The 20,303-nt window shown below is 35.3% G+C and carries 15 protein-coding genes, 1 riboswitch and 1 other annotated feature; of the genes, 12 read left to right on the top strand and 3 right to left on the bottom strand.

The annotated features are described in order from the left end of the window. Nucleotides 1-38 precede the first annotated feature (38 nt). On the top strand, nt 39-1,250 hold the full coding sequence (cls, locus tag ACFWDE_RS17780) for a cardiolipin synthase (RefSeq protein ID WP_377893648.1): 1,212 nt from the start codon (nt 39-41) through the stop codon (nt 1,248-1,250). A gap of 57 nt (nt 1,251-1,307) precedes the next feature. Here the strand turns inward: cls and pyrH are convergent, their stop codons facing one another. Next, on the bottom strand, nt 1,308-2,048 hold the full coding sequence (pyrH, locus tag ACFWDE_RS17775) for a UMP kinase (RefSeq protein ID WP_377893647.1): 741 nt from the start codon (nt 2,046-2,048) through the stop codon (nt 1,308-1,310). 378 nt (nt 2,049-2,426) lie between these two features. On the opposite strand from pyrH, the gene ACFWDE_RS17770 reads away from it, so the two are divergent. The 6 genes from ACFWDE_RS17770 (at nt 2,427) to ACFWDE_RS17745 (ending at nt 12,574) form a co-directional block, all read left to right on the top strand. Then, entirely contained in the window at nt 2,427-3,698 is a 1,272-nt protein-coding gene (locus ACFWDE_RS17770) for a cation:dicarboxylate symporter family transporter (protein WP_377893645.1), read from the top strand. A 24-nt stretch (nt 3,699-3,722) separates the two neighbouring features. Then, on the top strand, nt 3,723-5,162 hold the full coding sequence (gene aspA, locus ACFWDE_RS17765) for an aspartate ammonia-lyase (protein ID WP_078180912.1): 1,440 nt from the start codon (nt 3,723-3,725) through the stop codon (nt 5,160-5,162). Between the two features lie 74 nt (nt 5,163-5,236). Then, nucleotides 5,237-6,949 (top strand): oxaloacetate-decarboxylating malate dehydrogenase, encoded by a 1,713-nt coding sequence (malS, locus tag ACFWDE_RS17760; protein ID WP_377893643.1) that lies wholly within the window; start codon nt 5,237-5,239, stop codon nt 6,947-6,949. A gap of 65 nt (nt 6,950-7,014) precedes the next feature. Continuing rightward, nucleotides 7,015-8,313, top strand: a complete 1,299-nt coding sequence (locus tag ACFWDE_RS17755) for a sensor histidine kinase (RefSeq protein WP_377893641.1) — start codon at nt 7,015-7,017, stop codon at nt 8,311-8,313. Nucleotides 8,314-8,315: 2 nt separating this feature from the next. Further along, the gene (locus tag ACFWDE_RS17750; protein ID WP_377893639.1) at nt 8,316-9,248 is read left to right on the top strand and encodes a response regulator; all 933 of its coding nucleotides are present in this window, start codon (nt 8,316-8,318) and stop codon (nt 9,246-9,248) included. A 119-nt stretch (nt 9,249-9,367) separates the two neighbouring features. Further along, nucleotides 9,368-12,574 (top strand): SNF2 helicase associated domain-containing protein, encoded by a 3,207-nt coding sequence (locus ACFWDE_RS17745; RefSeq protein ID WP_377893638.1) that lies wholly within the window; start codon nt 9,368-9,370, stop codon nt 12,572-12,574. A 135-nt stretch (nt 12,575-12,709) separates the two neighbouring features. Here the strand turns inward: ACFWDE_RS17745 and ACFWDE_RS17740 are convergent, their stop codons facing one another. Further along, nucleotides 12,710-12,841, bottom strand: coding sequence for a DUF3934 family protein (locus ACFWDE_RS17740; protein ID WP_000047589.1), 132 nt, complete (start codon nt 12,839-12,841; stop codon nt 12,710-12,712). A 408-nt stretch (nt 12,842-13,249) separates the two neighbouring features. Next, nucleotides 13,250-13,509: a binding site (T-box leader), on the top strand. A 70-nt stretch (nt 13,510-13,579) separates the two neighbouring features. Between ACFWDE_RS17740 and asnA the strand changes: the two genes are divergently transcribed. Beyond that, a complete protein-coding gene (gene asnA, locus ACFWDE_RS17735; RefSeq protein ID WP_377893636.1) occupies nt 13,580-14,563 on the top strand; it encodes an aspartate--ammonia ligase in 984 nt (327 codons plus the stop codon). Between the two features lie 144 nt (nt 14,564-14,707). Further along, nucleotides 14,708-15,157 carry a helix-turn-helix domain-containing protein gene (locus ACFWDE_RS17730; protein ID WP_377893635.1) on the top strand — a complete coding sequence of 150 codons (450 nt, stop codon included), beginning with the start codon at nt 14,708-14,710 and terminating at the stop codon, nt 15,155-15,157. A 166-nt stretch (nt 15,158-15,323) separates the two neighbouring features. Here ACFWDE_RS17730 and ACFWDE_RS17725 read toward each other — a convergent pair whose 3' ends face one another. Beyond that, on the bottom strand, nt 15,324-16,553 hold the full coding sequence (locus ACFWDE_RS17725) for an aspartate kinase (protein ID WP_377893634.1): 1,230 nt from the start codon (nt 16,551-16,553) through the stop codon (nt 15,324-15,326). Nucleotides 16,554-16,755: 202 nt separating this feature from the next. After that, nucleotides 16,756-16,942: riboswitch (Lysine riboswitch) on the bottom strand. A gap of 192 nt (nt 16,943-17,134) precedes the next feature. Between ACFWDE_RS17725 and ACFWDE_RS17720 the strand changes: the two genes are divergently transcribed. From ACFWDE_RS17720 to ACFWDE_RS17710, 3 genes are read left to right on the top strand one after another with little or no spacing between them, the layout of a single operon-like run. Continuing rightward, nucleotides 17,135-18,043, top strand: a complete 909-nt coding sequence (locus tag ACFWDE_RS17720; protein ID WP_377893633.1) for a DoxX-like family protein — start codon at nt 17,135-17,137, stop codon at nt 18,041-18,043. Nucleotides 18,044-18,047: 4 nt separating this feature from the next. Continuing rightward, on the top strand, nt 18,048-18,659 hold the full coding sequence (locus ACFWDE_RS17715; RefSeq protein ID WP_377893632.1) for a DUF4166 domain-containing protein: 612 nt from the start codon (nt 18,048-18,050) through the stop codon (nt 18,657-18,659). Between the two features lie 5 nt (nt 18,660-18,664). Then, complete coding sequence (locus ACFWDE_RS17710) at nt 18,665-20,290, top strand: YndJ family protein (protein WP_377893631.1); 1,626 nt, start codon at nt 18,665-18,667, stop codon at nt 20,288-20,290. Nucleotides 20,291-20,303 lie beyond the last annotated feature (13 nt).

The raw sequence follows: 20,303 nt of genomic DNA, 5'->3' as shown, positions 1-20,303 counted from the left end.
TACGGAGTAGAACGTAAATTGAGCGGAAGGAAATTAAAATGATTAAAAAAATATTGCGAGTTACTTCTATTATTATTGCTATTTTCGTTTTTATTTTAATTTGGATGCATATCGATGTTATCCTCGGCAGGAAAATGGAAGTTGGGAAAAATATGCCGACAGAGTATGCACCTCATTATAGTGACTTTCAATTATATGTAGAAGGAAAGTCGTTTTATAAACAGTTGTTTACGGACGTAAAGGAAGCAAAACAATCTATTTATACTTACTTTTATATTCTCTCTGATGACAAAAGTAGTCATACATTTTTAAACTTATTAAAAGAAAAAGCGAAAGAAGGAGTAAACGTATACTTATCGGTGGATTTAATTAATGATTTATCTTTTGAAAGAAAGATGAAAAACGAATTGCGGGAAAGTGGTGTACATTTTACATATAGTAGAAAACCTGAATTACCATTCGGATTTTATTCTCTTCATCATCGGAATCATCGCCGTATTACAACGATTGATGGGGAAATTGGTTATACGGGTGGATTTAATATGGGAGATGAATATTTAGGGAAAGATAAACGATTTGGATATTGGCGTGACTATCATGTGCGGATAAGAGGAGAAGGAGCAAAAGATTTAGAAGAACAGTTCGCTTTAGATTGGAAACGAGATGCGAAAGAAGATATAAAGAGAAGTACAAATAAGCCTAGTAAAGGGAATACATTACATACTATGGCCAGTTACAATGGGCATCATGTTGCTGAAAAATATGTAGAGTTAATAAAACAAGCGAAGCATTCGATTGTCATTACAACACCTTATTTTATAGCGAGAAATAAAGAATTAATGAATGCTCTAATTGGAGCACAAAAACGTGGTGTTACAGTAAAAATCCTTTGGTCATATAAACCAGATATTCCTCTCATTAAAGAGGCGGCATATCCATACATACGTCAAGCTGTTAATAATGGGATTACGGTATACGGTTATAAAAAAGGGATGTTTCACGGAAAGTTAATGCTAATTGATAATGAATTAACTGTTATCGGTACAACAAACATTACTGCACGTAGTTTCTATATAAATGATGAGATGAATTTATATATTCATGGTGGACAAATTGTAGCACAAGTTAACGAAGCGCTAACGCAAGACTTTCATGATTCGAAAAAGATGACAAAAACGTTTTTTGATAACTTATCTTTTTGGGAGCGGTGTAAGGAGAAAGTGGCGGGATTGGTGGATTTTTATTTATGATGATTAATGAGGAAAGGGTGTCTACAAAAGACACCCTTCTGTTGATAGGAAAAATTATTATTCATGCACAAGCATCGAAGCATCATCATTAATCAATGTCCCTACATGTTCTCCTAAACATATTTTCTTCATCACTCCAGGCTCATCAAAGTTAAATACATGTGCCGGCAAATTGTAGTCCCGAGCAAGTAATAAAGCCGCCTGGTCCATTACTTGTATGTTCTGCCTAACAACATCGTTATAGTTCAGTTTTCTATACATTTTCGCTGATTTATTATGTTTTGGATCACTTGTAAAGACACCGTCTACTCCTTGTTTTGCTACTAAAATGGCGTCACTATTCATCTCAATGGCTCTTTGTACACTTGGGTAATCTGTCGTAACGAATGGCTGCCCGTTACCGCCTCCAAAAATGATGATATAACCGTTATCTAAATGGTGGACTGCGCGTAGGCGAATATAAGGCTCAGCTACTGCATTAAAAGGGATGGAAGTCATAACGCGTACTTCTTTATCAGTTTTGCTAGTTAGAACGCCGCGAAGCATTAAACTATTAATAATTGTACCTAAAGTACCAATATTATCAGCTTCTACACGGTCAATTCCCCATTCCTCAGCTAGATGCCCTCTAAAAATGTTACCGCCGCCAATGACGATGGAGACCTCGATACCTAAATCAACAATCGATAAAATTTCATTTGCAATATGTTCTAATCGTTTGGAGTTAAAGCTATTTCCCGATTGATCGGCAAGTGCTCCGCCGCTTAATTTAATTAAGACACGTTTATATGGCTTCATAACAATTCCCCCTATATAGATTGCAATAAAAAAGGAACAAAGGCGAATGCCTTTGTTCCTTTTTAAGAAAATGAAATAGAAAAGAAATAGATATGATGAACTTCTTCACGTGATTTTTCATAACATCCACTCCTTTTCATCTCCATTTATTTTGAATACGTATATCTTTTAGATTATACGAAATAATCTGATGTTTTATCAAGGTTATTTTATTTCTTTTTTATAAAAAGTGTCAATGAATATTATAAGAAAAAAATTCGAATTTTTTGTGACAAACTTGTAGGTTTTTGTATGATTTTGTAGGTTCGCCTATATGATGTGTCAGTAAGCTTTTATAAATACGAAATGAAAGCGTTCGCATGAAGGGGATGAACATAAATGAAAAAATTCGGATTGGCAACACAAATTTTTGTCGCACTTGTTTTAGGGATTGTAGTAGGGGCAATCTTTTATGGCAATAAAACGGCGATTTCTTATATCACACCAATTGGGGATATATTTATTCACTTAATTAAAATGATTGTAGTACCGATTGTTATTTCAGCATTAATTGTTGCGGTAGCTGGTGTAGGAGATATGAAAAAGCTTGGGAAACTGGGCGGTAAGACAATTCTTTATTTCGAGATCATTACGACGATTGCTATTTTAATGGGATTACTCGCAGCGAATATATTCCAACCAGGTACTGGCGTTGATATGGATAATTTACAGCAAAGTGATATTTCTTCTTATAAACAAACAGCAGATGCTACAGAGAAGAAAGGTTTTGCTGAAACGATTGTTCATATTGTACCGAAAAATATATTTGAGTCTATTACACAAGGTGACTTATTACCGATTATATTCTTCTCAGTACTATTCGGTTTAGGAGTTGCGGCAATTGGAGAAAAAGGAAAGCCTGTTTTTAACTTTTTTGAAGGTGTACTCGAAGCGATGTTTTGGGTTACAAATCAAGTTATGAAATTTGCACCATTTGGTGTATTCGCATTAATTGCTGTTACGGTTGCAAAATTTGGTGTGTCCACACTACTTCCTTTAGGAAAACTAGTGCTAGCTGTATACGTAACTGTTATACTATTCGTTGTGATTGTATTAGGTATTAATGCACGAATGGTAGGAGTAAACATTTTTACATTAATGAAAATTTTAAAAGAAGAACTTATTCTTTCATTTACGACAGCAAGTTCAGAAGCTGTTTTACCTAATATAATGAGAAAGATGGAAGAGTTCGGTTGTCCAAAGGCAGTTGCCTCTTTCGTAATTCCGACAGGTTATACATTTAACTTGACTGGGTCAGCTATTTATCAAGCGTTAGCGGCATTGTTTGTTGCACAAATGTACGGTATACACATGTCACTGACAGAGCAAATAACGTTATTATTCGTTCTCATGTTAACATCCAAAGGTATGGCAGGAGTTCCAGGGGCATCATTCGTTGTTGTATTAGCAACGTTAGGATCAATGGGATTACCGCTAGAAGGCATCGCATTAATTGCGGGAATTGACCGTATTTTAGATATGATTCGCTCAGCTGTCAATGTATTAGGAAATGCATTAGCTGCCATTGTTATGTCGAAGTGGGAAGGCGAATTCGATGATGAGAAAGCAAAACAATATGTAGAAACAGTCAAACAAACAAAAGCAGCATAAGAAATCGTTAAGGAGTGAAGAATCATGGCAACATTAACTGAAGCTAAAAATGGAGTACGAATTGAAAAAGATTTTTTAGGTGAAAAAGAAGTGCCAAATTATGCGTACTACGGTGTACAAACAATGCGTGCAGTAGAGAATTTCCCAATTACAGGATACAAAGTCCATGAAGGTTTAATTAAAGCGTTAGCAATTGTAAAAAAGGCGGCAGCACTTGCTAATGCAGATGTAGGAAGATTGGAATTGAAAAAGGGTGGTGCTATCGCAGAAGCATCACAAGAAATCCTTGAGGGGAAATGGCATGATCATTTCATCGTTGATCCAATTCAAGGTGGTGCAGGAACTTCAATGAATATGAACGCAAATGAAGTCATTGCCAATCGTGCCCTTGAATTATTAGGAATGGAAAAGGGAGACTATGATTATATTAGTCCAAACAGTCATGTAAATATGGCACAATCAACAAACGATGCATTCCCAACAGCGATTCATATTGCAACATTAAATGCATTAGAAGGCTTATTACAAACAATGGGTTATATGCATGATGTATTTGAATTAAAAGCAGAACAGTTCGATCATGTTATTAAAATGGGTCGTACACATTTACAAGATGCTGTGCCAATTCGTCTTGGACAAGAATTTAAAGCATATTCCCGCGTACTTGAACGTGACATGAAACGTATCAAGCAATCACGTCAACATTTATATGAAGTGAATATGGGAGCAACTGCAGTTGGTACAGGCTTAAATGCAGATCCAGAATATATTGAAGCAGTTGTAAAACATTTAGCTACAATTAGTGAACTACCACTTGTTGGTGCAGAAGATTTAGTAGATGCAACCCAAAATACGGATGCGTACACTGAAGTATCTGCAGCACTTAAAGTATGTATGATGAATATGTCTAAAATTGCGAACGATCTTCGTCTAATGGCATCAGGTCCACGCGTTGGATTAGCAGAAATTATGTTACCAGCTCGTCAACCAGGTTCATCTATTATGCCAGGGAAAGTAAACCCTGTTATGCCAGAAGTAATTAATCAAATTGCGTTCCAAGTAATTGGTAACGACCATACAATTTGCCTTGCTTCAGAAGCAGGACAATTAGAATTAAATGTTATGGAACCAGTACTTGTTTTCAACTTACTTCAATCTATTAGCATTATGAATAACGGTTTCCGTGCCTTTACAGATAATTGCTTAAAAGGAATTGAAGCGAATGAAGATCGCTTAAAAGAGTACGTTGAGAAGAGTGTAGGAATTATTACAGCCGTGAACCCTCATATCGGCTATGAAGCAGCGGCTCGCGTTGCGAAAGAAGCAATTGCGACAGGGCAATCAGTTCGAGAACTATGTGTGAAAAATGGTGTATTGTCACAAGCAGAATTAGAGTTAATTCTAGATCCATTCGAAATGACACACCCAGGGATTGCAGGAGCAACTCTTTTAAAGAAAAATTAAAAGAAGAGGGGGACAATCCCCTCTTTTTTGTTTACAATATAGAAATGTTATATATGAATAGAGGTAGGGATGTTATGAGTAAGTTTACAGTGGATTCTAATGGTTCGTTAGAAACGACATTAAGAGGAGCAGAAGTATTATCAACACCACTTTTAAATAAAGGGGTAGCTTTCACGCAAGAAGAAAGAGAAGAATTAGGTTTAAAAGGGTTATTACCGCCAGCAGTTTTAACGCTAGATGAACAAGCGCGTAGAGCGTATGAGCAATTTTGTTCTCAGCCGGATGATTTATTAAAGAATGTATACTTAACAGCGTTACATGATCGAAATGAAGTATTATTTTATCGTATTTTAACAGAGCATTTACGTGAAATGTTACCAATCGTATATACACCTACTGTTGGTGTAGCAATTCAAAGATATAGCCATGAATATCGTAAACCACGCGGTGTTTATTTATCAGTTAACGATCCTTCAGGTATTGAAGAAGCGTTCTCAAATATCGGTGCAACAGCTGAAAATATTGACTTAGTCGTTGTAACAGATGGAGAAGGCATATTAGGAATTGGTGACTGGGGTGTTGGTGGTATTAACATTGCGATTGGAAAGTTAGCTGTTTATACGGCCGCAGTTGGAATCGATCCTAGTCGCGTGTTACCTGTAATTTTAGATGTAGGTACAAACCGTGAGGATCTATTAAACAATCCGTTTTATATTGGAAATCGCCATCCACGTGTAACTGGTGAAGATTACGATGAATTTATTGATACATTTGTACAAGCTGTAGGCAATAAGTTCCCGAAAGCACTTTTACATTGGGAGGACTTCAGTTCTCGTAATGCACGAAAAATTTTAGATAAATATCGTCATGACGTATGTACGTTTAATGATGACATTCAAGGTACAGGTGCAGTTTCACTTGCTGCAGTATTATCGGCAGTGAAAGCTTCTGGTGTACCTTTAAATGAACACCGAGTAGTTGTGTTTGGTGCGGGTACAGCTGGAATCGGTATCGCAGATCAAGTGAGAGATGCGCTGGTTCGCGTAGGATTATCAGAGCAAGAAGCACATGAGCGTTTCTGGTGTATTGACCGTAACGGGTTAATTACAGATAATATGGAAGATCTTCTTGATTTCCAAGTTCCATATGCAAGAAAAGAAGCTGAAGTGAAGGATTGGAAACAAAGTGATGCTATCGGACTTGCTGAAGTTGTGAAACATGTAAAACCGACAATTTTAATCGGTACATCAACTGTTGCTGGTGCATTCAAAGAAGAGATTATTAAAGAAATGGCTTCTCATGTAGAAAGACCAATTATTTTACCAATGTCGAATCCAACGCCACTTGCTGAAGCGAAACCAGTAGATTTAATCGAGTGGACAGAAGGAAGAGCGTTAGTTGCAACAGGAAGTCCGTTTGATCCAGTTACATACAATGGTGTAACGTATGTTATAGGGCAATCAAATAACGCACTTATTTTCCCAGGGCTTGGTCTTGGTACAATTGTTGTGCGTGCAAGCGTAATGACAGACGGTATGTTTGCGGCGGCAGCAGAAGCGGTTGCAAGTATGGTAGATACAAGTCAGCCAGGTGCACCGATCTTACCAGAAGTGGAAGAGTTACGTAATATCTCTGAAATGGTTGCAATTGAAGTAGCGAAAGTTGCAGTTGCAGAAGGTGTTGCTAGAGAGAACTTAAGTGATAACGATATCAAAATTGCAGTGAAAGAATCAATATGGAAGCCTGAGTATCGTCAAATAAAAGCGGTAGAAAAGGTTAGAATATAGAAAAAAAGCCCGTTTATTATAATAAGCGGGCTTTCCGTTTACATTCTTGAAAAAATACATAGGAAGTGGCATCTTTGAATTGGAATCAATTATGGAAGAAAGATATATCTCTTTTAATTATTTTAATGATTGTTGTCCCAATTGCTGGAGAGCTAAATTTTCATCCTTTCAACGATACGTTTCGCGTTAGCTTTGGGACACCGCTTTTCTTCTTTTTATTACTATTTTTAAGAAGAATACCAGCGGCGGTTGCAGGTATTCTGGCCGGAATATCTGTAGTCTTATTCCGTGTATGTCTTGACTGGGTGTTGCAAGGGTCTTTTTATATGACAGAATCATTTTATTTGCGCTATCCTGTGTTCTTTTATTATTTTATTTATGGAAGTCTTTTTTCGCTTTGTAGGGTGAATAAGTTCCATCAGAAGCCAATTATAATTGGCTACCTTGGGATTACAATTGAAATTATTGCAAGTATGTCAGAACTTGCAATTTATCATATGGTAGTACTTGGTACCACGATAACAATTTCTGAAGTGAATAAGCTAATCATTATTGCTATTTTCCGTAGTTTCTTTGCGCTTGGTTTTTTAAATATGATGAATTTATATGAAACGAAATTAAAAGAATCACAAGTTCGAAAAGAAAATGAAAATATGTTGATGCATCTTTCTAACTTATATGTGGAATCTGTTCATTTGAAAAAAACGTTACAAAATGCGGAGTTAATTACACAAGAAGCGTATCAATTATATCGGAATTTACAAGCGAACGATGATTCAAGTAGTAAAACAGCATTGAAAATAGCGGGAGAAGTGCACGAAATAAAAAAGGATAATCAAAGGATTTTTGCGGGATTATCTAAACTGTTATTAGATAAAAATGTAGCTGAGTATGTAGAAGGACATGAGCTTGCGGAAATGATTGTGAGAATAAATGAGAAGTACGCTGAAATGTTGGAAAAAGAAATACGTTTTTCTAAACATATTGAAGGTGAGCATGCAGAATATCATGTGTATACGGTCTTATCAATTTTTAATAATTTAGTTGCAAATGCGGTTGAAGCAATTGAGGGTAGTGGTGCTATCATTATTAAGTTATATAAACTTGATAAACGTATATTTTTTGAAGTAATTGACGATGGGCCTGGTATTGTACAAAAATATAAGAAATTAGTATTTAAACCTGGATTTACTTCGAAGTATGATCAAACGGGAACACCATCAACAGGAATTGGACTTTCTTACATAAACGAAATGGTAACAGAGCTCGGAGGAGAAGTAAGATTGGAAGACCTGGAAACTGGCAGAGGGTGTAAGTTTGTAGTTTGTTTACCGGAGTGCAGTTTAAAGCAGGAAGGGGAATAAAGGTGTTTTATTATATCGTAGATGATGATGAAGTTTTCCGATCCATGCTTTCACAAATTATTGAAGATGGCGATCTTGGGGAAGTAATTGGAGAATCGGAAGACGGAGCTTTTATTGAAGCAGATCAACTAAATTTTAAAAAAGTAGATATTTTATTTATTGATTTATTAATGCCCATGCGAGATGGGATTGAAACAGTTCGCCATATTGCATCCTCTTTTTCAGGGAAAATCATTATGATCTCTCAAGTTGAATCGAAACAGCTTATTGGTGAGGCGTATACACTTGGTGTTGAATATTATATTACAAAACCATTGAATAAAATTGAGGTTATATCTGTTGTACGTAAAGTAATGGAACGTATTCGTTTAGAGCGCTCTATACATGATATTCAAAAATCATTGAATAACGTTTTCAAGTGGGAACAGCCGCAAGTTCGAAATGAGCCAATGCAAGAAGGAAAAAGAATAGCAGATTCAGGGCGCTATTTATTATCAGAACTTGGTATAGCGGGAGAGAATGGGAGTAAAGATTTACTTAGTATGCTGGAATATTTATATGGACAAGAAAAAGCACAAACATTTGAATTTGGATTTCCTGCTTTAAAAGATATCTTTCACCATATAACTATAAGGAAATTAGAGAGTATAGCTTCAGATACACATATAGATAAGGAGAGAAAAGCATCTGAACAAAGGGTACGTAGAGCGATTTATCAATCGTTAAATCACTTAGCTTCCCTTGGATTAACAGACTTTTCAAATCCGAAATTTGAAAGCTATGCTCCGAAATTTTTTGATTTCACTGTAGTTAGAAAACGAATGACAGAAATGACAAAGGAAGAAGTAGCAACTTCTGGACATACGCGAATTAATACGAAAAAGTTTATTCAAGTGTTGTATTTTGAGGCGAAACGGTTGATGGAGATAGAGTGAAAAAAGGTGCTTATAAATGAGCATCTTTTTTTATTAAATCTACATTTTATATTTTCTCGTAGAGCATGTAAAATGTTAGTTAAGAGAAACTGGTTTTAAATTAAGGAAGTGTCAAAACAATGGGTTTTACATTAAATAAATCGATTATTAAAGAAGTATGCGGAGAGACCTCATATAAAAGAGGCGAAGCTTATTATAAATCAAATAAAGTAATAATAAATCATTATGATGAAAATAAAGAAATTTGCGAGGCGACGGTAAAAGGGAACGAAGATTTTCATGTTACAGTAGAAAAAGCTAAAAAAGGTGATGTTGTTGCGAAATGTAGTTGTCCTTCATTAGCGTCTTTTCAAACGTACTGTCAACATGTTGCGGCAGTATTGATACAAATAAATTATAATCAGCAAACCGGTGGAATGTTGCCTATTAGTAGCGGAAACATGAGCAAAAATGAACAATTAACAAGCGGGATGTTTCAGTTGTTTGCAGAACAACCACTGAGGCCAAAAAGTAAACAACACCGTTTTGATACACGTGAAATACTTGATATTGAGTTTAATTGTACACCAGTAGTTACGAAAAATGGTGGGGCACTTCTTGGGGTTCAGTTGAAGATCGCCAAAACGTATTTCGTAAATCATATTAGAGAATTTCTTTCTAAAGTGGAGAAAAGAGAGGCTTTTAATTGTTCTAATGAATTTACATACACACCAGATGTACATAGCTTCAAGCAAGAAACGGATGCGATTATTCAGCAACTTATTAAAATGTATCATAATGAAAAAATGTATGAAGATACACTAGAAGTACACGCAAAACAAGATGATAGCATGATTTTAATACCGCCAGCTTCGTGGATGGATATGCTTTCTTTACTTTCTAAAACTGAGTGTGTGAGACTTAATCAAGATGGACAATCTTTTCACGGTTTACAAATTTCAAAAGGACTACTGCCTTTACATTTTGAGTTTAATAAAGGGAGTAACGGTGGGTTTACACTTTATATTGACGGCTTACAACAAGTAGAAGTAATGGATACGTATAGTTATGCTCTATTTGGAGGGAAACTGTATCAGTTGAATGCTGAGGATTGTAAGCGGCTTATCGAATTACAAAAAATGATGAATCGTTCTAGTAGTAACCAATTGTATATTCCAGCAGATAAGATGGAACACTTTGTAGCAAAAGTTGTACCAGGATTAATGAAGCTTGGTACTGTGCGAATTGATGAAGTAATATCAAATCGTGTTGAAACGCCTTCGCTAAAAGCAAAATTATATTTAGATCGAGTGAAAAATCGCTTGTTAGCAGGTCTCGAATTTCATTATGGAAACGTCGTGATTAATCCGTTAGAAGAGGATGGGCAGCCATCTGTTTTTAATCGTGATGAGAAAAAGGAAAAAGAGATTTTAGACATTATGAGTGAAAGTGCCTTTGCAAAGACAGAAGGCGGTTATTTTATGCATAATGAAGAAGCTGAGTATAACTTTTTATATCACGCTGTTCCAACGTTAAAAGGTTTAGTTGATATTTATGCGACGACAGCAATCAAATTACGAATTCATAAAGGAGATACAGCTCCTCTTATAAGAGTTAGAAGGAAAGAGAGAATTGATTGGTTATCATTTCGCTTTGATATAAAGGGTATTCCGGAGGCAGAAATCAAAGGGGTATTAGTCGCTCTTGAGGAGAAACGAAAATATTATCGTTTAGCAAGTGGTGCTCTACTATCACTTGAGAGTAAAGAGTTTAATGATATTAATCAGTTTATAAAAGAATCTAGTATTCGAAAAGAATTTTTAAAGGGCGAAGAAATAGATGCCCCTCTTATTCGTAGTGTGAAATGGATGAATTCATTGCAAGAAGGAAACGTATTAAGTTTAGATGAGTCTGTTCAAGAATTGGTAGAGAACATTCAAAACCCTAAAAAGCTGAAGTTTGCGGTGCCAAGTGGCTTAGATGCGATAATGAGAGAGTATCAAACATACGGATTCCAGTGGATGAAAACACTTGCCTATTATCGTTTTGGCGGCATTTTAGCTGATGATATGGGACTAGGGAAAACGTTGCAAAGTATTGCTTTTATAGACTCTGTTTTGCCGGAGATTCGAGAGAAGAAACTGCCTATATTAGTTGTTTCTCCGTCTTCCCTTGTCTACAACTGGCTTAGCGAGTTGAAAAAATTCGCTCCGCATATTAGAGCAGTTATTGCCGATGGAAACCAAGTAGAGCGCCGAAAACTTTTAAAAGATGTAACGAAATTTGATGTAGTGATTACGTCATATCCTTTACTTAGAAGAGATATAAGATTATATGCAAGACCGTTTCATACGTTATTTCTTGATGAAGCACAGGCGTTTAAAAATCATACGACGCAAACTGCGAAGGCAGTAAAAACGATTCAAGCAGAGTACCGTTTTGGATTAACGGGAACACCTGTAGAGAATTCATTAGAAGAGCTATGGTCTATCTTCCACGTTGTCTTCCCAGAATTATTACCGGGAAGAAAAGAGTTCAGTGATTTAAGACGTGAAGATATTGCGAAGCGCATAAAGCCTTTCGTGTTAAGAAGGTTAAAGGGAGATGTATTACACGAACTCCCAGAAAAAATAGAGCACTTACAATCATCAGAACTATTACCGGACCAAAAAAGGCTCTATGCCGCTTATTTAGCAAAGTTAAGAGAAGAAACGTTAAAACATCTGGATAAAGATACGTTACGTAAAAATAAAATTCGGGTTTTAGCTGGTTTAACGAGGCTTCGGCAAATTTGTTGTCATCCTGCTTTATTTGTTGATGATTACAAAGGAGGTTCAGCTAAATTTGAGCAGTTGTTAGAAATTTTAGAGGAATGCAGAAGTACAGGGAAGAGAATTCTTATATTTTCTCAATTTACGAAGATGCTTTCAATAATCGGACGTGAATTAAATCGTCAAGCAGTTTCATACTTTTATTTAGACGGGAGTACACCAGCGCAAGAACGTGTAGAGCTATGTAATCGGTTTAACGAAGGAGAAGGGGATCTATTTCTTATTTCGTTAAAAGCTGGTGGCACAGGACTAAATTTAACAGGTGCAGATACAGTTATATTGTACGACTTGTGGTGGAATCCAGCTGTTGAACAACAAGCAGCGGATAGAGCGTATCGAATGGGACAAAAAAATACAGTGCAAGTGATTAAGTTAGTAGCACATGGAACAATTGAAGAAAAAATGCACGAGTTACAAGAGAGTAAGAAAAATTTAATCGCTGAAATTATCGAGCCAGGAGAAGAGAAGTTATCTTCTATTACGGAGGAAGAAATCCGTGATATTCTTATGATTTAGTATGGAAAAAGCTATGCTTTCACAGAGATGAAAGCATAGCTTTTTTGTTGTAATAATTATATTTTGTTTTGTACAAAGTAAAGAGATAAAGTGAAACTTTAATCAGTGGGAGTTGTTCATCTCCCACTATTTATTTTATTTCTTTGTACCTTTACTTTTGTATGGTTTTGCAGCTTTCTTTTTCGCACTTGATTGCCAACGGTTCCATCCTTTACTTCCTGTACCTTGTCCTACACCTTTTTTCGGTTTTGCTTTCGTTTTACTCATATGATCACTCCGTTATATAAAAAATCTGATTTGATAATAGCCAATGTTTTAGAAAAATACTATCGATAAATGACTATGTTTGCTTTAAGTAAAAACAAACTGCTTGAATGCTATAGTATATCATGAAATTGCAAATAAACTGAAAGGAATTACAAATAAAATGAAAATAATAAGAAATACTGCGGATTCTATTTTTCGAACGATCACATTACTGGTTGTATATATGTTAGTTTCAGTTAGTGAAATGTTTTTTGTATTGAAGAGACAAAGGAAATAAAAATGTTATATTAAGAACAGTCGGTAAAGACATAAAATAAAGAATTGAAAAATATTTTAAAACTTTTTGTTGACTTTATCTATTTTTTGTATAGAATAATCATTAATAAAATGTTTCAGAGATGTGACAATAAAACGACTATGAAAGGACGAGTAGTAGTAGGATGTAGTTTAAGCGAGTCAGGGGCGGTGTGAGCCTGATACGAAGCCTATTATGAAGAACCTCCTGGAGTCGCTAACCGAAATCCTATATAGGAAAGTAGACTTAGCCGGGAACTTCGCCGTTACAAGAAGAACAGTATCGAGATTTTTTAATCTCCGTACTGTATAAGTGAGCAACCTCTGTTGCTAATTTGGGTGGTACCGCGGAACCAAAGTCTTTCGTCCCAGTTTTTTGGGAAAGAAGGGCTTTTTTTGTTGGCTTTTTTCCACAACATCCAAACATTTTAGGAGGAAACAAGCATGTATCAATCATTAATGACAGTAAGAGAGACTCAAATCGCAATTAAGGAAGTTAAAACATTTTTCGAGGATCAATTAGCAAAACGCCTTGAACTATTCCGTGTATCTGCACCATTATTCGTAACGAAGAAATCAGGATTAAACGATCACTTAAACGGTGTAGAACGTCCAATTGAGTTTGATATGTTACATTCAGGAGAAGAATTAGAAATTGTGCATTCACTAGCGAAGTGGAAAAGATTCGCATTACATGAATACGGATATGAAGCTGGTGAAGGTTTATATACAAACATGAACGCGATTCGTCGTGATGAAGAACTTGATGCAACACATTCCATTTATGTTGACCAATGGGATTGGGAAAAAATCGTTCAAAAAGAATGGCGTACTGTCGATTACTTACAAAAAACAGTACAAACAATTTATGGAATATTCAAAGAATTAGAAGATCACTTATTTGAAAAGTATCCGTTCCTTGGAAAGTATTTACCAGAAGAAATTGTTTTCATTACTTCTCAAGAACTGGAAGATAAATATCCAGAATTAACACCGAAAGATCGTGAACATGCAATTGCGAAAGAACACGGTGCAGTCTTTATTATTGGAATTGGTGATGCACTCCGTTCAGGTGAAAAGCACGATGGACGCGCATCCGATTATGATGATTGGAAATTAAACGGTGACATTTTATTCTGGCACCCAGTACTACAAGCTTCATTCGAATTATCATCAATGGGAATTCGTGTTGATAGTAAAGCACTTGATGAGCAATTAACGAGAACTGGTGAAGACTTCAAACGTGAGTATGATTTCCATAAAGGTATTTTAGAAGACGTACTACCATTAACAATTGGTGGTGGTATTGGACAATCAAGAATGTGCATGTACTTCTTACGTAAAGCGCATATCGGTGAAGTTCAATCTTCTGTATGGCCTGACGATTTACGTGAAGCTTGCAAGAAAGAAAACATTCATTTGTTTTAATATAAGTAAGAGGGAGAGTAGCTCAGGAATAGAGCTATCCTCCCTTTTTTATTGTTTAAACGAGTGGTTTACAGTGAGCTTTACTAATGGTTTCTTTCTTTTTTATATCCTTTTATGTAATAATTTGTTAAAGGAGGGGACGTTATGAGTTTAGGAGAACAACTTAAAAGATTACGAGAGTCAAAAGGGTTTTCGCAGGAAGGTGTCGCTAAAAAGATTGGTGTGACAAGGCAAGCGGTTTATAAATGGGAAAATGATAAAAGCTGTCCGGACATTGAAAATTTGATTTTGTTGAGTGAAATGTATAATGTTACGCACGATGAATTAATAAAAGGGAATCAAGATTCAAAAAAGAAAATACATATTGATGAAGAAGATGAGGATTTTGAGAAAGAGAATGAATTTGGTTTTTATATGGGGTTTGGATTGCTAATTATGAGTGCTTTCATTGATTATGAAAGAATGCAGGTTGTTGTATTAGGAGTTGCGTTATTCATGATGGTTTTTTACTCGGATGTGAAGAAAGTTATTTTGAATGAATATAGATCGTTTTTTCAAGGGAAAGAGAGAAAAGATATATGTGATAAGAAGTAAAGAGAGTCAGTTATATTTCCTAGGAAAGTGTATAATGATTTTGGAATGTTGATAACAAGATAAAAAGCTGTCTGCATAGATTTTTAAAATTCTATGTGGACAGCTTTCTATTTATATAGGAAGGAAATAGATTAATATAATTTGTTGTAAGTTTTACTGGCGGAAATTAAATCATTTGCACTAAAGGCTCAATTTTCGCCATAAATGATTGATGGAGTGCTTCAACGCCATCTACTAAGTGAATACGGTCAATGACAACTGATACTTTAATTTCAGATGTACTTACCATTTTAATATGAATACCGCCTTCTTTTAAAGTAGTGAACATATTCGCAGCAACTCCTGGGTTAGATACCATACCAGATCCTACAATTGATACTTTTGCTAAATGATTTTCATGTTCTACAGATTCATAGTGAAGCGCCTCTTGATTTTGTTCTAACACTTCTAACGTTTCTCTTAAATCATTAGAATGGATTGAGAAGGAGAGGTGAACAGTTCCTTCATTTGTAATACTTTGAATAATAATATCTACATTAATATGTGCTGCTGCTAATGTAGAGAAAACTGTTGAAAGTGCACCTTGTTCTAATCCTTTAATTGTGATGCGTGTAATATTATCCTCAAATGCAATACCTTTAACGATTGATTGTTGTTCCATGTTACATTCTCCCCTTACAATTGTTCCGTTTTCTTGTTCCATGCTTGATCGTACTTCTAAAACGACATTATGATTTTTAGCAAATTCAACAGCGCGTGGGTGTAATACGCCAGCACCGAGATTTGCAAGCTCTAACATTTCGTCATAAGAAATTTCATCTAATTTATAAGCAGTTTTTACAACTCGTGGATCAGTCGTATATACGCCGGTCACATCCGTATAAATATCGCATTTTTTTGCTTTTAGTGCCGCAGCTAATGCGACAGCAGTCGTATCGGAGCCACCGCGGCCAAGTGTTGTAATTTCATTTTCTTCACTTACTCCTTGGAAACCAGCTACTATAACAATCGTGCCTTCAGCAAGATAGGATTGAATACGACCAGTATTAATGTCAGTAATCCGTGCACTACTATGTACAGATTCTGTCGTAATACCAGCTTGCCACCCTGTTAATGAAATTGCGTTATAACCTTTTGTTTGTATTGCCATTGTTAATAATGAAATGGTTACTTGTTCTCCTGTAGATAGGAGCATATCCATTTCACGTTTACTTGGATTTTCCGCAATAGCGTTAGCAAGTACTACAAGTTTATCCGTACTTTTTCCCATTGCTGAAACGACAGAGACAATACTATGTCCTCGTTCATATTCTTCAATAATTAAATTTGCTACATGTTGAATGCGTTCGACGCTTCCGACAGAAGTACCGCCAAATTTTTGTACAATCGTTTCCATTACGAATTCCTTCTTTCGTCCATTTTTAAGAATAGGTTAGGACATATACAAATCCCAATATTCCTGTAGTTACCAGAGAGAAAAACAAAAAACACCATCTCAAATAAGTGAGGATGGTGCTGTTACAGGAAAAGGGAAACAGAAAACGGAGCTAATAAAAAAACCGCCAAAAAAGGAATATCATAAAAAATGATATCTCTTTTTTGTAGATAGCTCTTCATACGTACACGTCTGTACATATGACAGTTCTGTTTCTATTCGAAAACAGCCCCAATTGATAAATGCAGAGAAATTTATCAATTTCGGCAACACTTCCTTTCCTCTAAGATCATAGACATCTCTGTGTCTCCTTTAGAATACTTATAAGCGTTGCAACCTCTATCTCACGTTTTAGGCGAGAGTGTTTGATTTATGAAGTTGTTGGTAACATTTGTTTTATAATAATTTAAATTTTTCAGGGAATCAAGTGTTTTATATATATTTTTAAAATTCTATCTTTTATTCAGATTAGTTTGTGAAAAATGTAGCAAAATCAATTCATTGCATGTACATTAAAAATATAGAGTATAGGAGGTGGAAGGATGGGGAAGAAACAGCCTATTTATGTAGCAACAGAAATGAACACAACAATGGAGAAACTATGGGCATATACACAAGAGCCTGATATACATACAGAGTGGGATGCCCGTTTTACGGAAATCTCGTATTTGGAGAAAAGAGAAGGAGAACCACAGAAGTTTTTATATAAAACAAAGATCGGATTTGGACTTGAAATAGCCGGAGAAGGGGAATCGATTGGTGAAATAAGAAAAGACACTGGGGAACGCATTTCGTCTTTGAAATTTTGGACAGACAATAAGCTATCACTTATTCAAATAGGACGAGGTTATTGGAAGTATACACCGAATGGAGAACATATTCATTTTGAAACGCAATATGATTATGATACAAGGTTTGGTCATATAGGGAATGTGATAGATTCATATGTTTTTCGCCCTTTATTAGGTTGGGCGACAGCATGGAGTTTTGATGCCCTTAAATTATGGTTGGAAAAAGGGTTTCATCCTCGCTTGTTAATTAGAAAAACGATGACATATTGGCTCGTTTGTTTTTTAGTTGCTTTTGTATGGATATATCAAGGAATCTTTCCAAAAATAATTTTCACTCATCCAGAAGAGATGAAGATGCTTTCTATGATTATTGGTTCAACTGAAAATAGTATTTTGATTCTTAAAATAATTGGGTGGTTAGAAATTATTTTTGGTGTCATATGGCTATTGCCGCGTCCAAAACGAAAATTATTTATATTACATATTTTTATGTTAATAGCCCTAACAATAGCGGCAGGATTTACGAATATCGAAAGCTTTACAGAGCCGTTTAATCCAATTACATTAAATTTTCTTCTAATAGGGTTATCAATTGTCGGTTATATGAATAGCACTAATTTGCCGAGCGCAAAAAATTGTAAGAGGACGAGAAAGGGATAAGTATATGGTTAATATTTATGAAAGATTATTAGGGGATTCTTATAAAAGGCTTCATCCAAAATTGCAGGAACGATATGCGATAACAAAGGAAAATAGCTTTATTGGGGAAGGGGAAATGGATGAAATTTACGGTGGCTCTTTTTTCGTTAAATTGATTTTGAAAATTGCATCGAAGTTCCGCATGTTTTTCTCTGAGCGAGGGAAAAAAGTTCCGTTTGTGATACATAATACCGCTGAGCGAGATGCATATGGGAAAGAATTTGTAAGATGGAATCGTACTTTTTATTTTCATAATAAGAAAAGGTATTTTAACGCTGTTATGCAGTTGGATGAAGAGAATAATGAAATTGTAGATTATTTTGGCGAACCGCATATGCTCGTTTCTACATTGAATTTTTATATTGATGAAAAAGGCGGGATGCATATTTCTTCAAAGAAACAATGTTTTTTTATGTTTGGAAGAAAAATACCGTTACCAAAATTTTTATATGGAGAGGCAAAAATTGTTGAAAGTTATGATGATGCACGGCAATGTTTTCGAATTCATGTACAAGTACGGAATCCGTTAATTGGGTCACTATTTTCATATAAAGGAACATTTGTGGAAAGGAAATAAACGAAATGAAAAATATAATATTTGGACTGGTATGTTATATTATTTTTCTTGTATGTGAGTGGTCGAATTTAGACCCAGTTGAGGCAATTATACTATTATCTATTTTATTATTTATACCGATGTCATTTTGTATTATTGATAAAGAAACGAGAAATAGATCGTATTTATTAGTTTATAAATTTGTATCGTTTTTATATCCAATTGCAGCAATCAGTGCAATGCTAGCTTTCGTAACAAATCACTATTTCTTTGCGCTACTTTGGTGTGCATATACAGGAATCGTTGCATTATTTGGTATAAGTAGATTGCTAGAAAGAGGATGGAAGCCGTTAGAGGAAGCAGCTATAGATAGTGCTTTTATTTATTTGTTTTTAGGTGGTTTTTGGTTTTTTGCTTCTGTAGCAAAATTCCCCATTATGCATTTTAGTTCTGACATAGTTTTACTCACAGCTGCACACTTTCATTACTCGGCATTTCTATTGCCGTTATCAGCTGGTTTACTTGGAAGGAAAAGAGAACGGGGAAGTAAGTTATATGACGCTATTATGTTTATCATCGTCATTTCTCCAATGACAGTTGCAATAGGAATTACGTATTCGAGGGTGTTTGAATTCTTTGCAGTGTTCATATATTTATGTGCCATTTATGGATATGGAGTTTACGTGTGGAGAACGAAATTCAATACTATAAGTGCGAAGGTACTTTTAGTTCTTTCTTCTAGCACACTTATGGTAACAATAATGTTTTCACTCATATATTCATACGGAAATTTCAAACAAGTAATGACGATTACAATTGCACAAATGGTTTGGATTCACGGTGTTGTAAATGGAATTGGAGTAGCGTTACCAGCATTTGTTGGCTGGATGATTGAAAAGAGTACTCCGAATTATAAATATTACGGGAAACCAATGAGCAGGTTAAGAGGAAATGCGACAGTTGGTGAAGCATTTTTACATAACAGAAATTTAATAGATAGCAAGGAATACAAAGGTTTAGTTGATAAAATGAATGATTTTCATAGTGAGGCATTTGACGCGACGAAGATTCCTTTAAGTATTATTCGTTTTTATGAAAATACAAAAGAGTATCAGTTACAATCGCATATTAAATGGACTCGTTGGTTCCGCCCGGTTGCATTTTGTTATGAGAAAATGAGTAAGCGTGTAGGACAAATACATTTAGGAATGGGCGGCAAGTGGGAAACGATGCATGGCTCTATCATTGGGATAATAGATGAGAAGGATGGAAGAGAGAATGTAAGGGCTTGGCTAAGAAAAAATGAAGCAGGAGAATCTATTTTTGTAGCTCTTTACTCAAAACATACACATAAGAATGAGACATATATGAATATCGGATTATCTTTACCATATTCGAATATGACGGGAGTTTTGAAATTATGTAATAAGAGTAATGATTTAATCATTACTAGTAAGCTGAGAAGAAATGGTAAGGGAGATGAGGGGATTTATTTACATACTCGTTTCTTTACAATACGTTTACCATTAGCGGAGACTTTTATTATTAAAGAGAGCAAGGATCAAATATTAGAAGCTAACCATAGAATGTGGATATTCGGAGTTAAGTTTTTAGAAATTGATTATGAGATTAAGAAAATAGAGGGAAAGTAAGAAGAGCTTGGAG

The sequence above is a fragment of the Bacillus sp. NPDC060175 genome (assembly GCF_042728695.1).
In the GTDB taxonomy this organism is placed as follows: Bacteria; Bacillota; Bacilli; order Bacillales; family Bacillaceae_G; genus Bacillus_A.
Note: the sequence above shows the minus strand (reverse complement) of the source record. Positions and strands in the feature narration are given on the sequence as shown.